Genomic DNA, 14,179 nt, shown 5'->3' on the forward strand with positions numbered 1-14,179 from the left:
CGTGCGCAGTTGCGTCATAGCACCCGCGCAATATGCGCTCATTGTCGGCCGCGCGTGAGGTTAGCCCTCGGGTGCGCGGCGGATGAGCGGCGACTTGCTGGGCACGGGCCAGACTGAGTGCATGTTGCTCCAGTCGGTCGCGGCTGAACAATTCCGCGCGAATCGGGGCTTCCACAGGCCCGAAGTCGCTCGTCCCCCGTGGGGTTCCGACAAAGTAATCCATTCCTGGCGGTTTCCACATGCCGATGTCTCCGGCGTTGCACGGCTATCAGGAGAACACGGGATGCTTGTCATCCAGACCGACGACCTCGTCGTAAATGTGGTCTCGCGTGCGGGGGTCGAAGTGCTGCCAGATTCGAGCAAGCCAGTATTTCACCTTGCGCTGGGAAACGTCGCGCCCGCTCACCGGCACGGCCGGGCATTGGACATTCTCACCGACCAGTTTTCCCTGCAGGTACTCGTGGGCGTTGGCTCTGACATATTCTTTGGCTTTCATCAGATCTGTGGCGCTGGAGGAAAACGACAGATCCAGACACGTCAATGTCCAGACTGCGTCCTGACGTTCTCCGTAGACATGAAGCAGTATCCGTTCCTTTCTCATGATCGACTCCTCTTCGCACATGCGCGGCATATGCCTCAAATGATGGTCGCGGCTTTTCCCGAGCGCGTCGGTTCGATACCGAACGGACGCGCTGGAAACTTTGACGTAGGGTGAAGGCGACTTCGGCGTCCGATCGTCTCCATCGCGTGGTGTTTGTGTACATGCAACGGGCGGACGCCGTCATTGACAGGCGATTCACGGGAGGTTTGCCATGTTACGAACCCTGGACGAACTGGAGGCCTGCACCGTCCGCGCGACTGACGGTGATGTCGGTCTCGTGAAAGATCTGTACTTCGACGACAAGGCGTGGGTCGTCAGATACCTCGTCGTGGAAACCGGGACGTGGCTTGCGAACCGGCAGGTATTGATCTCGCCGATCTCGATTGGCCAGAGCGACTGGCTCGACGACATCATCCCGGTCACGATCACCAGGGACCAGGTCAAGCACAGTCCGAACATCGACATGCACAAGCCGGTTTCCCGCGAGCATGAAGCCGACTATCTGGCGTATTACGGGTATCCGGACTACTGGGGCGGCATGGGCGCATGGGGAGAAAGCGCGTTTCCGGGCGGCCTCGCAAGCGGCAGCCGTTCTGAGCTGGATGCATTTCGTGCGGCACGAGAAGCTGCGAATTCCAATGACGAGAGCGTGAATAGGCCGCGACACGATCGGCATCTGCGCAGTGCCGATGCGGTGACCAACTATCACATCCATGCGAGCGACGGGGACATCGGACACGTGGAAGGCTTGCTCGTGGATGTTCACACCTGGGCGCTGCGCTACCTCATCGTGAACACCAGCAACTGGTGGATGGGCCATCTGGTGGCCGTCCCCGTGAAGGTGATCGAGCAAATGAACTGGCTAGACGCGACTGTGTCGCTGGCGCTGACGCGCGAAGCAGTGAAAGCCGCGCCGCCCTACGATGCCAAGGCCCGACTCGATCGACGCCAGGAAATCAGCATCCATAACCACTTCGGCCGCGCGGGCTACTGGGACGATCCGCCGGCTCACAAACGAGACGATAGTTAGGGGCGTGGCGTCAAGGCCCCGCATCTTGGTCATCTCGATACGCCGGTGGACTGAAATCCGCTCGCACAGGAGCGCTCATCATGAATTCCATCACGTCATTCTTGGTACTGGTACTGCTTCTCGGGGGAGCGGTGGCTGGCGTCTACATCAGTCCGTATCTGGCACCATGCTTTCTTGTCGCTGCCGTATTGCTGGGTTCGACGCTGAAGATGGCTAACGCATGGCAGAAGTTCGTGATCCTGCGCGCCGGCAAACTGCAAAGCGTGAAGGGCCCGGGACTGTTCATGATTCTGCCGGTCATCGATAGCATCACGGCAGTGATCGACGAACGCATACAAACCACGGCATTCAACGCCGAGCAAGCGCTGACAAAGGACACCGTGCCAGTCAACGTCGACGCGATCATCTTCTGGCACGTCGACGATGCCCAGAAGGCCGCCTTGGCGATCACCGATTACCGGCAGGCGATCGACCGGGTGTCCCAGACATCCTTGCGCGAGATGATAGGCGCGTCGATGCTATCGACCCTGCTTTCCGATCGGAAGGCTTCGGACGAACAACTGCGCGCGGAAATCGGCGCCAAGACGGCCGCATGGGGCATCGCCGTGATGTCGGTGGAGGTGCGCGACGTCGCCATTCCGGTCGCCCTCCAGGACGCCATGTCGAGGCAGGCTCAGGCCGAGCGCGAAAAGCAGGCGCGCATGATTCTCGGATCCGCGGAAGCCATCGTCGCGGCGAAGTTTGTGGAGGCTGCGGCAATTTACGAAGGACATCCGCAGGCGTTGCAACTGCGCGCCATGAATATCATCTACGAGACGACCAAAGAACGCGGCGCCACCATTCTGATGCCGTCCTCGATGGTCGACAGCATGAATCCGGTAGCGATATCGTTTGCTGTAGCCAGCACCGACCTGGGTAATTCGATGCCGGGACTGAAGACAGCCGCGTAGTCTCCGATCTACCGCATGTGGCGGGGCTGCCGTCGATCTAGTCGCCCAGGAGTTCCGCCACAGGCTGGAAATGCTCCACGTGCTGCGATATGACCTTCACGATGACAATGATCGGGATGCTCAGCAGCATGCCGGCGATTCCCCAGAGCCAGCCCCAGAAAAGCAGCGAGACGAAGATGGCGACCGGATTCATCTTGGCGATCTTCCCGGTAATCCACGTGGAGACGAAGGTGCCGACGAGCGTCGCAATCGCAAGAGACGTCCCCGAGACCAGCAGCGCCATCGAGAACGATTGGAACTGCATGTACGCGGCCATACCAGTCGCCGCAGCGCTCACCCCAGGCCCGAGGTAGGGCACCACATGCAAAAGTCCCGTCGCCAGGGCCCAGGCCCCGGCGTTATCCAGACCCATTGCGCGAAACGCAACCCAACTGAGCCCGCCGACCAGCATATTGGTCACGAGCAGCATCAGCATGTATTGCTGTATGGAGTTGTTGATGTCGTCGAGAATGCGCACGGTAATTTTTTTCGACGATAGCGACGGCCCCGCCAACCGCACGAGCTTGCGCTTGAACGTGTCTCCGCTGACCAAAAGAAAAAATGCCAGCAGGATCACTGTCAGGGCTTGGGCAATGAATCCCAGCGCCCCCATTGAACCCACCCACAGAAAGGTGCTCAGCTTGAAAGCGGGCTGATCCAGCACGACATGCGTCACCGACTGCCTCGGCGGCGAGGACAGGTCGGAGGCCCGATTGGCCGCGTTCTCGATCGCCCCCGCAGCGGCTTTCATCTTTTGAAGATTGCCGAATGTGCCGCTGTGCAGGTTATCCAATAAGGTCGAGAACGTCCGTGTGACCGCAGGTAACTGCTCGACCACTCTGTCGATCTGATCGCGCAAGGGATAGCTGCCGGACACGAATATGCCGACGACGGCGAGCATCACGATAACGGCGCCAGCATAACGTCCGACTCTTAGCTTCCCCAACCCGACGACCAGTGGGTTCAGGGTGTAAGCAAGGAAAACGCCGAGCAGTACCGGGACGACAAATCGTTGCGCCCACTCAAGGGCGAATAGCATGGCGAGCGTCGCCAGAATGCCCAGTGCCAGGCCCCGCGCGTCCACTGGCATGCGCGGTGTCGGCTCGACCAGGGACGCTGCCGTGTCGACGCTTTCCGAGCCGTTCGCGGGTAGGGGCGGGCGGGCGTCGAGTCGTTGCGAGATTGGGCCGCCATAACTTCCTTTAGGTCCGAAAAGACGGGCCGCGCCCCGGTTGATCCATGCGAATGACCACACGGTGGACCTCCTGATTCGTAAGAATATGCGAGCGAGTCCATGGGCTCGATCGATTGACGGGCATGCGGCGTGATGCTCGTTTGCAAGCGGCACTCGCCGCTATGGGCCGCGCAAAATGAAACCCCTCGTGACAAACCGAAGCACCGCATAACGCACGACAATCACCTCGCTTCCTCGGTGAGACTCGCCGATCTCGTCATGCTGTTATCGAACCTGTGCAAACTATCGCGGGCCAACGGTCAATCCCGAGCTATCGACGCGCTTGACGCCCTTGACATGTTCCGCAATGCGCTTCGCACCGCTGACGGCGTCTTGACTGGCAAGCGTCCCAGTCAACACGACTACGCCGTGGGTGGTCTTCACGCTGACGTTCGTGCCGTCGCTGATGCTATTCGCGAGGAGCTCGGATTTCACTTTGGTAGTAATCCAACTGTCGGACATGACACGTTCCGAACGGTGCATGTCGCTCTTGGCCTCCGAGGTCATGCTGCTGTCCTCGGCCTTTGCGGGCACAAGCGCGAGGCCAAGCGCGATTGCCAAGCCGCCAGTGAGCGCCCCGCGCCAAGCGGGCCGATGGACGCGAACCATGCACTTGTTCTCCGTATCGAGTTTCAATGCCTGCCAGGGCACGGCGAACAGCTTTTTCCCCATGCCCAGAAAGCCACCAAATGACAGAACAGCGTAGCTGATCCTGCCGGCCCGAACGTCCAGCATGATTTCCTTGATGTCACCCAGGTCGTCACCATGCGAATCGATCACGCTGTTACCGACGAGCGTGTCTGCGCCCATCAGACTGGGACCGGGTCCCCGCACCGTACCGGGGCCGGGACGCACCGTCTCTCGCACCTTGTACATTCCGTACGTGTCACGATCTTCGTAGTTCATCTTGCTTTCTCCACTCAGAGCACCAGACCTTTTGGTGTGGCGATTTACTCGTCGGAAAGCTGCACCAGCGCTGCTGTCTCGCCCGCTGTAGCCACGTTGACAAGCTTGTTTCTCGCACCGCAGTCGGGGCAATCGAAATAAAAACCGAGGTCGTTGATTTCCGGCGTCACATCCGGAAAGTCGCTCAACTCGCCGCAGGTTCTGCATGTGAACATCTGCCTCTCCCTATCGTCTTGACGAAAGTGCTTTACCAGCCGCTCTGCGCCGACGACCCAGGCTGTTCAAGGGCCGTCAGTGCCGCTCGAACTCATATCGATGGCACGATGCAGAGGCTAAGGGCGGACGTTCCGTACGTCTGTCCGATAGCGAACAAAGCTTGATCCCGGGAGAACAGAGAGGAGGGTCCGCCAGCGAACAGACATAACCTCGGTGCGGAGAGATAAGGGATATGCTCCTCGCCCGCGATGGCAGCCAATCACGGGCTGACCGCACAAATTGTCGCCGACGTACTATTGAGAAATGCCATGAAAAACTCCCGCATTCCAAAGCAACTTCACGTCGCGCGCGTACTTGAAGTCCTGATCGTTGCCGGCCTCGCCGTCATCTGCTCGCCGTCGGGCGCAGCCCCTGCCACGGACCGTCACATGGGGGCCCATTACGCAAATATCGCATCGCGCACGCCCGTCGAAACCCGCATTAGCAATCTGCATACGCGACTGCAAATCACGTCGACGCAAGAGTCGCTGTGGCAACCCGTTGCGCAAATAATGCGAGACAACGCCAACAGGACGCAGTCGCTACTTAAAGCACGCGCCGATGACGCAAGCCATATGAGCGCCGTTGACGATTTGCGGTCCTACGGTCAAATTGCGGAGGCTCATGCCGACGGTATCAAGAAACTGACGCTCGCCTTCGAGACGCTTTACAACAGCATGTCCGACGTGCAGAAGCACAATGCCGACCTGATATTCCGCAACCAAGGACATCGCGTGGGCCACAAGCGCTGAGAAAGCAGGAGTCAATGATGAAATCCTTACTCACACCAAATCATTGCATGAATCCCATCAGGACGATCGGTCTTGCGTTGGTGATCTTCGGCGTGTTTGCGCCGTCGGTGCCTCAAGCGCAGCCAGGCTATCGCGATCAGGGGGCGCATCATGATATGCGACAGGGGGACAGGCGCGAGCGTCAACGGGCACCTTACGACCATCGGCACGACAGGGAACGTCATTACAACCCGTATGGAGACGGCGGGTATGTTTACGGCCCGCCGCCCGTCGTATACGCACCTCCGACATCTCCGGGCATCACGCTATTTTTGCCACTCGAGTTTCGATAGTGTGCGAGTGCCCTGACCAGCCAGGGTCGACTGATCCACGAGGGGCCTGCTTCAGGCAGGCTTTGGGGGGACGCCTGCTATGACGGCGGCGAGGTTACGTCGCCCAGCGCCTCATCGACGATGGCTTGCGCCTCGTTCAGCAGTTGCTGCAGGTGGCGCTCGCCCTGAAAGCTCTCGCCATAGATCTTATAGATCGCTTCCGTGCCAGACGGGCGCGCGGCAAACCAGCCATGATCGCCCATCACTTTCAAGCCACCGATTGGCGCGTCGTTTCCGGGTGCCAGGGTCAGAATTGCATTAATCGGCTCTCCGGCGAGCCGCTTCGATCGCACCTTGTCGGCTGACAAGGCCGCGAGCACAGCCTTCTGTGCGGGTGTCGCACTCGCTTCGCGTCGGGCCTCCACGGGGGAGCCCAATGCGTACGTCAGTGTCTTGTACAGCGCTCCGGGGTCCCGCCCGGTGCGCGCCAGCATCTCGCCTGCCAGCAGTGCAGGGATCAGACCGTCCTTGTCGGTTGTCCAGACGGCACCGTCGCGCCGCAAGAAGCTCGTGCCTGCGCTTTCCTCTCCGGCGACCGCCAGGGATCCATCGAGCAGCCCGGCAGCAAACCATTTGAACCCGACGGGAACCTCGTAAAGACGGCGCCCGAGCTTCGACGCCAGACGGTCGATCAACTGGCTGCCGACAACGGTCTTGCCAATCGCGGCGTCGGCCGGCCACTCAGGGCGGTGCTCAAACAAGTACTCGACGGTCACGGCCAAATAGTGGTTGGGCGCAAGCAAGCCCCCGCCTGGCGTCACGATGCCGTGCCGGTCATGATCGGTGTCGCAGGCGAAGGCGACGTCGAACGCATCTTTCTGGGCGATCAGGCCTTGCATCGCAAAGGCCGACGACGGATCCATTCGGATTCGGCCGTCCCAATCGGCGGTCATGAAGGCGAATGTCGGGTCCACGGTCGTGCGGGTGACCGTCAGATTGAGTCGATACCGATCGGCAATGGCCGGCCAATAGTGAACACCGGCGCCCCCCAGTGGGTCAACGCCCATATGAATGCCTGAAGCACGCAACACGTCCATGTCGATAACGTTGGGCAAGTCGTCAAGATAAGTGTTCAGGAAGTCATAGGGGTGCGTCGTGGATGCACGCATGGCCTGCTCGACGCTGATCCTTGGCATCGCTCGCAGTCCGCCGCGCAACAGCACGTTGGCTTGCGTCTCGATCCAGGTGGTCACCGCGGACTCCGCCGGCCCGCCGTGCGGCGGGTTGTACTTGAAGCCGCCGTTATCGGGAGGGTTGTGCGACGGCGTGATGACGACACCGTCAGCGAGCCCTGCCGTACGCCCGCGGTTGTATGTGACGATGGCATGGGACACCGCAGGCGTTGGCGTGTATTCGCCACCCGCCGAAATCATCACGTCGAGACCGTTGCCTGCGAACACCTGCATGGCAGTTGCAAACGCCGGTTCGGACAAAGCATGCGTGTCGATGCCAACGAATATCGGTCCATCGATGCCATGCCGTTGGCGGTAGCGGCAGATGGCCTGACTGATCACCAGGATATGCGCTTCGTTGAACGTCGTCAGGAACGACGAACCGCGATGGCCGGAGGTTCCAAACGCTACGCGCTGCGCCGGAATGTCCGGGTCGGGCGTGTTGCAATAGTAGGCCGTTACCAGACGCGAGACGTTGACCAGCTTGTCCGGCGAGAGCTGCTGTCCAGCGTATGGGCTGACCGACGCGATCCCCGATGCAAGCGTTCTGGATTCGCTCATGACGGTGTCCCGCGCGGCTTCGTACCGTGACGCATGAGTTGCGCCTTGGCGGCAGTCACGATATGCGCCACGTCGAAGCCAAAATTACGTGCCAGCGCCTCGCGCGGGCCGGACTTGCCGAACGTGTGCAACCCGAAAATGGCGCCTTCATGCCCGGCATAGCGCTCCCATCCAAAGGTGGAAGCCTCCTCCACGGCAACTCGCGCGATGACGGAGGGCGGCAGAATGTGGTCGCGATACGCCAGCGACTGACTCTCGAATATTTCCCACGACGGCATGCTGATCACCCGAGCGAAAATGCCATCCCGCTTCAGTTCGTCGTACGCCGCGGCGCACAACGCAACTTCGCTGCCAGTGGCCAGCAGCAGCACGTCCGGGGTACCGCCTTCAATGCCCATTTCCTTGCAGGCATCAACCAGGATATAAGCGCCTCGGGCAACGCCTGCGGCACTTGCGTAACGTTGCCGATCAAGAATTGGCACGGCCTGACGTGTGAGTACGAGGCAGACCGGCCCGCGCTTGCGTTCCATGATGACGCGCCATGCCTCGGTCACTTCCCCGGCGTCGGCCGGACGCAGTACGGTCATGCCCGGCATGGCCCTCAGCGAGGCAAGTTGTTCGACCGGCTGGTGCGTCGGCCCGTCTTCCCCCAGGCTGATGGAGTCATGCGTCCAAACCGTGATGAGCGGCAGTTCCATCATCGCACCCAGCCGGAGTGCCGCCCGGCAGTAATCGCTGAAGATGAGGAAGCTGGCGACAAACGGTCGTAGCGACGACAGACTCATGCCGTTGGCTATCGCACACATGGCATGCTCGCGCGCACCGAAGTGAAAGTTCCGGCCCCGATAGTTGCCGCCAGCCTGTGCACCGGGGTTCTGGAAATCGCCCACGACATCGAAGGTCTGGCGAGTGAGCGTCGATGGCGAGAGATCGGCAGCGCCCCCTAGTAACCAGGGTACACGCTCGGCAATGGCATTGAGCACTTGCCCCGATGCAGCGCGGGTCGAAAGACTGGCCGTCGTCGCGGTAAAAGCGGGCAGGGGGGCGTCCCACCCAGGGGGTAGCTCCCGCGCCTGCATTCGCTCCAGTGCATCGGTCAAGTCGGGGTACTGGGCCCGATAGTCCGCAAAAAGCTCGAGCCAACGCGTATGGGCGTCGCGGCCGCGGCGGCCGAGGCCTCCGTGCAAATGCGACGTTACGCCATCGGGCACATCGAACTGCTTGTCGGGATCGGTGCCGAAAAATTCCTTGGCTAGACGCACCTCCGCCGCGCCGAGCGGCGCTCCATGAGCTTCACGCGTGTCCTGGCGGTGTGGCGCGCCATAGCCGATATGGCTTTGCACGATGATGAGGGTTGGCGCGTCGCCGGTGTCGAGAAAGCCTTGGTAAGCGCGCGACAACTGCGTCAGGTCATTGGCGTCGCTTACGCACTCGACATGCCAGCCATACGATGCAAAGCGCGCACCGACGTCTTCGGTGAACGCCAGGCGGGTGGATCCTTCGACCGTGATGTGGTTGTCGTCGTATATCCAGCACAGATTGGCCAGCTTCAGATGACCGGCGAGCGAGGCGGCTTCCGCACCGAGCCCCTCCATCATGTCGCCGTCACCGCAAAGCGCGTAGATGTTGTAGCGGAATAGCGGAAACCCCGGACGGTCGTAGGTTGCACTTAGCCATTTCTGTGCGATCGCCATACCCACGCTCGTGGCAATGCCTTGCGCAAGCGGACCGGTCGTGGTCTCGACACCCGTCGTCCAACCGTACTCGGGGTGTCCGGTGCATCGGCTTCCCGGTTGTCGGAAGGACTTAAGGTCGTCGATCGTCACGGCCAATTCGTCGGCTGCATCATCGCTCTTGACACCACAAACGTGCAGCAAGCTGTACAGCAGCGCACAGGCATGCCCGTTCGACAAGACAAAGCGATCCCGGGCAGGCCAGAGCGGATGGTCCGGGTCGTAACGCAGGAAACGTTGCCACAAACAATAAACCGTCGGAGCAGCGTCCATCGGCGTGCCCGGGTGCCCGGACTGCGCCTTTTGCACCGCGTCGATCGACAAGGTGCGCAGGGTGTCGACGCACAACTGATCAAGATCATCGTGCTGCATCGCTGACATCTCCATCGAATGGTGAAACGGTTGACTGCTACGCCCTTTGACTCACGAAGGTAGTGCGATCTGGCAACATCGCTCACTCGAAACTAGGAGCGTTTGTTCCGTAGGTCTGTCCACTACCGAACAGAAATCTATTGCCGCCACACCTGATCGCGGCGCTGATCAGAGGCTTCCAATACCGAACGAGCCTCGTCCGCCGTCTTAGTACGGCACCGAACCGACGTGCCGTCGTTGTGCGACTACCCTTATTGTGAGGGCTTGGAAATCTCCCTCTAACCAAAGCGGGGAGTAAATCATGTCTTTAGGAATTGTGGCGCTGATTGTTCTGGCACTTCTGTTGGTAGGAGCATTCCCAGCCTGGTCGTACAACTCGGGTTGGGGATTTGCGCCGAGCGGCGCAGTGGGATTGCTGCTGGCCGTCGTGATTGTTCTGCTCTTGATGGGTCGACTATGAGGCGCGCAATCCAGATCTTGCTCGACACCGTCAATCGGCGTGTGATGCATGTCGCCACGAAAGCGCGCGACACCCGAGCCCCGGTCAAGGGGCTCAAGTTCTTATCCACCGAGAACGTAAATCATCATGAACAAAGACCAAGTGAAAGGCCGGGTCAAGGAAGCCGTCGGCAAAATCAAAGAGGTCACCGGTAAGGTGGTCGGCAACACGAAATTGGAGGTCGACGGCAAGATCGAGAAGCATGTCGGCAAAGTTCAGTCAGTCGTCGGCGACGCACGCCACGATCTGAAGAAGCACACGTAAAGGAATCGCCCGACCCCGTCACACGCGGCGCTTCGGCCATCAGTGCGCTCGGGGCGTACGCTGTGCCGCCGGGCTCGGGTGTCAGTCGAGTGTGCGTTTGTCGGCAATGACCTGCATGAGTTCAGTCCATGCCTGCCGAAACGACGCAACGCCTTCGCGCTGAAGGCGTGCGGCGAGTGCAGCAACGTCGATGCCGGCGTGCGCGAAGTCTGCGAGCACCGGATCGGCGTTACCACCATCCTCGCGCATGACACTGATCAATTCGCCGTGCGTCGCAAATGCCAGAAGGGTTGCCTCCGGCACCGTGTTTATCGTATCCGGTGCGGCAAGTGCTTCAACGTAGTAGCCCGGCGAGAGTTCCCGGCTCTTGACTCCCGTACTGGCCCACAACAGGCGCTGGGAGCTTGCACCAGCTTCGGACAACTCGTGCCACATCGGGTGCGACATGCGCTCACGGTAGGCGCCGTACGTTTGTTTGGCCACAGCCACGCCGAGACGGTTGCGCAATCCGAACGGCACCTCCCCTGTGATGGCGGTGTCCCAGCGGCTGACGAAAAGCGATGCCACGGATGCCACGTGCAGATCAAGCCCGGCATCACGCCTGCGCGCCAGGCCTCTCCAATAGGCGTTTGCCGCCTCTACGTATTGCTCTCGAGAGAAGAGGAGCGTGACATTGATCGGCACGCCGGCAAAGATTGCCTCCTCGATCGCGACGAGGCCGATCGGCGTGCCGGGGATCTTGATGAACAGATTGGGACAATCGGCGCTTGCATGCAGGCGCTTGGCGGCTGCTACTGTTCCGACGGCGTCTTCGGCGAGCCACGGCGACACTTCCAGCGAGACCCATCCATCGACACCGTCGGTCTTTTGGTGCACCGGAAGGAACAGCCCGGCCGCCTGGGTCAGGTCCTTGATCGCAAGGGAGAAGAACAACGCTTCGTCGGTGAGCGTCGGATCGGCCGGCTTCGCGATGTCCATGTCGTACGCTGCGGTATCGCGAATCGCCTTGAGGAATATGCTGGGATTCGACGTCAAACCTGTGACGTCGTATTCATCTCGGTACCAGGCCAGCGTCCCGTCAACCAGCAAGCATCGCGTGATGTTGTCGAGCCACAGACTCTGCCCGAGCGCCTGCAATTTCCGAGTGGCTTTCATGGAACCTCGCCGAAGGCGTTTCGCAAGACGTTATCGAGCTGCAGCTATTCCGGTATTGACCTCACGTTACACGGCAGACCGACACCGATACGGTACGTCAGCGTACCAATCCACCGACACGATCGGGGCAGGGGTGACGCATCGCGGCGCGAGATCGGCCGGTTCAGTGTTTGTCATATTCCGCAGCATTTCTTCATCGCCATGTGCGATACCGGACGGACACCCCATATCCCCCACGAGCAAAGTGGTTACGAGCCATGGGCATAGGCACGCACTTGAGTCTACGGAGAGGGTTATGACACCGAGTCAGGTCAGAGAGCGAATCAGAGCGTTGGAAGCGAAATTCTCACGCATCAAGGAAGATTTCTTCCAAGTCGTGCATAGTCAGGAAGACGTGCCTCGCAGAAATGACGAGGCGACGCCGTCAGGCGAGGCGGGTGAAATCAGGGAGGATCTCACCAGGGACCGTTAGGACTATCAGGCGGCCGACCATTTGTGTTGAGAGACGTACGGAGGGCATAGGTGCCGGTTACCCCGGTGAAAATGCCTTTCCCGGAGGAGGGTGCCATGAAAGCGGTTCGAAGTTTGCTATTGATGCTTGTCGTCGTCACGTTGGGCGGCTGCTGGTGGGGACCCGGCCCCGGTTACGATCACGGGGGCTATGGGCAAGGCGGTTACGACCACGGGGCAGATGGCCACGGCGGTTACGACCGCGGGGGCGGCCCGGGACGAGACAGATAAGTGGGGCCCCGTTCAGAGCCCGCGCAAGTGTCGCGCGGACAACGCGGGCAACCTGCACCGGAGCAAACGGGACAAGCGCCTCGTGAAAGGCGGCAAGGCGGTGGGGACTAGGGGCGAGACGCTGGACACTGTGAATCGCAGCGTTGACTCGGCCAACGGCAGACATTCCCGACTACAGCGGGTTGGGGCTAACGAAATGCCAGTGCGGCAAGACTCGATGGAACGCTCGTTGACACTCCCGCTGGCGGGGGGCGACGTCAAATGGCCTGGATCTCGGGAAGCAATCGATCGAACTCCCGTTTCACCACACCATAGCACTCGCAGACACGCTTTTCGAGTCCGGCCCGGTCCAGCACTTCGATATGCCCGTGGCTGTAACGGATAAGCCCGGCAGTCTGAAGCTTGAGCGCGGCTTCCGTGACACCGGATCTGCGAACGCCCAGCATGTTGGCGATCAACTCCTGTGTCATCCGCAACTCATTGGACGGCAGGCGATCGATGCTCAGTAACAGCCACCGGCACAGCTGCTGGTCGATCGAGTGGTGACGGTTACAGACGGCCGTTTGCGCCATTTGCGTAATCAATGCCTGGGTATAGCGCAATAGCAATCGCTGCATGGGCCCAGCGCGCCTGAACTCTTCCTTGAGCAACCGAGCGCTCAGCCGATAGGCGTACCCGGCGCTTTGCACGATCGCACGGCTCGGCGTAGTTTCGCCGCCCATGAACAGGGCAATGCCGACGACCCCCTCCTTGCCCACAATGGCAATCTCGGCGGACGAGCCGTCTTCCATCACATAAAGCAATGAGACGATTGCTGTGGTAGGGAAATACACATGATCCAGACGGTCTCCGGACTCGTAAATGACCCTTCCAAGCGGCATTTCGATCAACGTCAATTCTGGGGCGATTCGCGCCCACTCGTCGTCCGGCAAGACGGACAGCAGATCGTTGGCGCCTTTGTTCGGTTGCGCAAGCATGCCTTTCCTCCCCTCCATGCCCCGAGATTGGACACGTGCGCGTCTGAATCGCTGCGTAATGTGTGCGTCCGAGTGAATCGATGGCGCCACCATGATTGACCGAGGCTCCGCGTGGCCGGGCTCCCCGGCGGTTGCTTCGAGCTGTTGCCGCTCAACATCCCACTTCTGGATTTTTTTCCGCCGTAATGGAAATGTCAATCACTCATTGTCAGAGCGCCTTAAGCATTCCTTTCACGCATGGACGGAAAAATCCTGGGCGGGTAGCCATCGGGACGATCGTCCGCCTTCCTCTTCCCAAACAAGAACTGCCGCCTGATACAGGTTACGCTCCTGCTTGTTGAGAGAAAGCCGCGTCTCGCGGATCGCCAGTTGCAAGGCGATCATTCGCTTGCTTAATTGCTTATGGCCTCTCATGGTCGTTGTCCTCGCCCGCAACTTCCAGGCATTAGTTCGCGTGAACTCGCGTCTAGAGCATTCGTCGTGTTATTCACGATAGGCCCAACTGCAATGATGGTCCGTATGTAAGCGCACGAACCATATAGCGTGCTGGACGCTCCCTGCGTCTGA

The 14,179-nt window shown here is 60.3% G+C and carries 14 protein-coding genes and 1 pseudogene; 5 read left to right on the plus strand and 10 right to left on the minus strand.

From position 1 onward, the window contains the following. Positions 1-268: 268 nt before the first annotated feature. Positions 269-601 carry a hypothetical protein gene (locus PCE31107_RS10580; RefSeq protein WP_150608272.1) on the minus strand — a complete coding sequence of 111 codons (333 nt, stop codon included), beginning with the start codon at positions 599-601 and terminating at the stop codon, positions 269-271. A 211-nt stretch (positions 602-812) separates the two neighbouring features. Between PCE31107_RS10580 and PCE31107_RS10585 the strand changes: the two genes are divergently transcribed. Both PCE31107_RS10585 and PCE31107_RS10590 read left to right on the plus strand, forming a co-directional pair. Then, positions 813-1,631, plus strand: a complete 819-nt coding sequence (locus PCE31107_RS10585; RefSeq protein ID WP_150608274.1) for a PRC-barrel domain-containing protein — start codon at positions 813-815, stop codon at positions 1,629-1,631. 80 nt (positions 1,632-1,711) lie between these two features. Next, complete coding sequence (locus tag PCE31107_RS10590; RefSeq protein WP_150608276.1) at positions 1,712-2,581, plus strand: slipin family protein; 870 nt, start codon at positions 1,712-1,714, stop codon at positions 2,579-2,581. 37 nt (positions 2,582-2,618) lie between these two features. On the opposite strand, the gene PCE31107_RS10595 is transcribed toward PCE31107_RS10590, so the two are convergent. The 4 genes and pseudogenes from PCE31107_RS10595 to PCE31107_RS23340 all read right to left on the minus strand — a co-directional run bounded on the left by PCE31107_RS10595 (position 2,619) and on the right by PCE31107_RS23340 (position 4,975). Next, a complete protein-coding gene (locus PCE31107_RS10595; RefSeq protein ID WP_246181789.1) occupies positions 2,619-3,875 on the minus strand; it encodes an AI-2E family transporter in 1,257 nt (418 codons plus the stop codon). A 222-nt stretch (positions 3,876-4,097) separates the two neighbouring features. Beyond that, positions 4,098-4,463: a BON domain-containing protein gene (locus tag PCE31107_RS23845; RefSeq protein WP_343032344.1), complete on the minus strand. Its 366-nt coding sequence runs from the start codon at positions 4,461-4,463 to the stop codon at positions 4,098-4,100. Continuing rightward, positions 4,458-4,760: pseudogene (locus tag PCE31107_RS23645) on the minus strand (PRC-barrel domain-containing protein); the annotation flags it as partial. The pseudogene PCE31107_RS23645 and the gene PCE31107_RS23845, both read right to left, overlap by 6 nt. Before the next feature lie 44 nt (positions 4,761-4,804). Next, positions 4,805-4,975 carry a hypothetical protein gene (locus PCE31107_RS23340; protein ID WP_165385284.1) on the minus strand — a complete coding sequence of 57 codons (171 nt, stop codon included), beginning with the start codon at positions 4,973-4,975 and terminating at the stop codon, positions 4,805-4,807. 249 nt (positions 4,976-5,224) lie between these two features. Here PCE31107_RS23340 and PCE31107_RS10605 point away from each other — a divergent pair, with 249 nt between their 5' ends. After that, on the plus strand, positions 5,225-5,767 hold the full coding sequence (locus PCE31107_RS10605; protein WP_246181790.1) for a Spy/CpxP family protein refolding chaperone: 543 nt from the start codon (positions 5,225-5,227) through the stop codon (positions 5,765-5,767). A 409-nt stretch (positions 5,768-6,176) separates the two neighbouring features. On the opposite strand, the gene pgm is transcribed toward PCE31107_RS10605, so the two are convergent. Both pgm and tkt read right to left on the minus strand, forming a co-directional pair. Beyond that, the gene (gene pgm / locus PCE31107_RS10615; RefSeq protein ID WP_150608280.1) at positions 6,177-7,871 is read right to left on the minus strand and encodes a phosphoglucomutase (alpha-D-glucose-1,6-bisphosphate-dependent); all 1,695 of its coding nucleotides are present in this window, start codon (positions 7,869-7,871) and stop codon (positions 6,177-6,179) included. Further along, positions 7,868-9,976, minus strand: coding sequence for a transketolase (tkt, locus tag PCE31107_RS10620; protein ID WP_150608282.1), 2,109 nt, complete (start codon positions 9,974-9,976; stop codon positions 7,868-7,870). The genes pgm and tkt overlap by 4 nt, the downstream gene beginning before the upstream one ends. A 301-nt stretch (positions 9,977-10,277) precedes the next feature. On the opposite strand from tkt, the gene PCE31107_RS10625 reads away from it, so the two are divergent. Both PCE31107_RS10625 and PCE31107_RS10630 read left to right on the plus strand, forming a co-directional pair. Then, the gene (locus PCE31107_RS10625; RefSeq protein WP_150608284.1) at positions 10,278-10,436 is read left to right on the plus strand and encodes a DUF3309 family protein; all 159 of its coding nucleotides are present in this window, start codon (positions 10,278-10,280) and stop codon (positions 10,434-10,436) included. A gap of 126 nt (positions 10,437-10,562) precedes the next feature. After that, the gene (locus tag PCE31107_RS10630) at positions 10,563-10,739 is read left to right on the plus strand and encodes a CsbD family protein (protein WP_150549833.1); all 177 of its coding nucleotides are present in this window, start codon (positions 10,563-10,565) and stop codon (positions 10,737-10,739) included. 81 nt (positions 10,740-10,820) lie between these two features. On the opposite strand, the gene tal is transcribed toward PCE31107_RS10630, so the two are convergent. The 3 genes from tal to PCE31107_RS10645 all read right to left on the minus strand — a co-directional run bounded on the left by tal (position 10,821) and on the right by PCE31107_RS10645 (position 14,026). Then, the gene (tal, locus tag PCE31107_RS10635) at positions 10,821-11,894 is read right to left on the minus strand and encodes a transaldolase (RefSeq protein ID WP_150608286.1); all 1,074 of its coding nucleotides are present in this window, start codon (positions 11,892-11,894) and stop codon (positions 10,821-10,823) included. A gap of 998 nt (positions 11,895-12,892) precedes the next feature. Beyond that, positions 12,893-13,612: a Crp/Fnr family transcriptional regulator gene (locus PCE31107_RS10640; RefSeq protein ID WP_150608288.1), complete on the minus strand. Its 720-nt coding sequence runs from the start codon at positions 13,610-13,612 to the stop codon at positions 12,893-12,895. Positions 13,613-13,843: 231 nt separating this feature from the next. Further along, positions 13,844-14,026, minus strand: a complete 183-nt coding sequence (locus tag PCE31107_RS10645; RefSeq protein ID WP_130025965.1) for a hypothetical protein — start codon at positions 14,024-14,026, stop codon at positions 13,844-13,846. Between the last annotated feature and the right edge of the window lie 153 nt (positions 14,027-14,179).

The organism is Pandoraea cepalis (assembly GCF_902459625.1).
In the GTDB taxonomy this organism is placed as follows: domain Bacteria; phylum Pseudomonadota; class Gammaproteobacteria; order Burkholderiales; family Burkholderiaceae; genus Pandoraea; species Pandoraea cepalis.

What these genes read in the sequence shown, in the direction of transcription:
- PCE31107_RS10580 (WP_150608272.1), bottom strand. Translation starts at nt 601, where the DNA reads ATGAGAAAGGAACGGATACTGCTTCATGTCTACGGAGAACGTCAGGAC.
- PCE31107_RS10585 (WP_150608274.1), top strand. Translation starts at nt 813, where the DNA reads ATGTTACGAACCCTGGACGAACTGGAGGCCTGCACCGTCCGCGCGACT.
- PCE31107_RS10590 (WP_150608276.1), top strand. Translation starts at nt 1,712, where the DNA reads ATGAATTCCATCACGTCATTCTTGGTACTGGTACTGCTTCTCGGGGGA.
- PCE31107_RS23845 (WP_343032344.1), bottom strand. Translation starts at nt 4,463, where the DNA reads ATGGTTCGCGTCCATCGGCCCGCTTGGCGCGGGGCGCTCACTGGCGGC.
- PCE31107_RS23340 (WP_165385284.1), bottom strand. Translation starts at nt 4,975, where the DNA reads ATGTTCACATGCAGAACCTGCGGCGAGTTGAGCGACTTTCCGGATGTG.
- PCE31107_RS10605 (WP_246181790.1), top strand. Translation starts at nt 5,225, where the DNA reads ATGGCAGCCAATCACGGGCTGACCGCACAAATTGTCGCCGACGTACTA.
- pgm (WP_150608280.1), bottom strand. Translation starts at nt 7,871, where the DNA reads ATGAGCGAATCCAGAACGCTTGCATCGGGGATCGCGTCGGTCAGCCCA.
- tkt (WP_150608282.1), bottom strand. Translation starts at nt 9,976, where the DNA reads ATGCAGCACGATGATCTTGATCAGTTGTGCGTCGACACCCTGCGCACC.
- PCE31107_RS10625 (WP_150608284.1), top strand. Translation starts at nt 10,278, where the DNA reads ATGTCTTTAGGAATTGTGGCGCTGATTGTTCTGGCACTTCTGTTGGTA.
- PCE31107_RS10630 (WP_150549833.1), top strand. Translation starts at nt 10,563, where the DNA reads ATGAACAAAGACCAAGTGAAAGGCCGGGTCAAGGAAGCCGTCGGCAAA.
- tal (WP_150608286.1), bottom strand. Translation starts at nt 11,894, where the DNA reads ATGAAAGCCACTCGGAAATTGCAGGCGCTCGGGCAGAGTCTGTGGCTC.
- PCE31107_RS10640 (WP_150608288.1), bottom strand. Translation starts at nt 13,612, where the DNA reads ATGCTTGCGCAACCGAACAAAGGCGCCAACGATCTGCTGTCCGTCTTG.
- PCE31107_RS10645 (WP_130025965.1), bottom strand. Translation starts at nt 14,026, where the DNA reads ATGAGAGGCCATAAGCAATTAAGCAAGCGAATGATCGCCTTGCAACTG.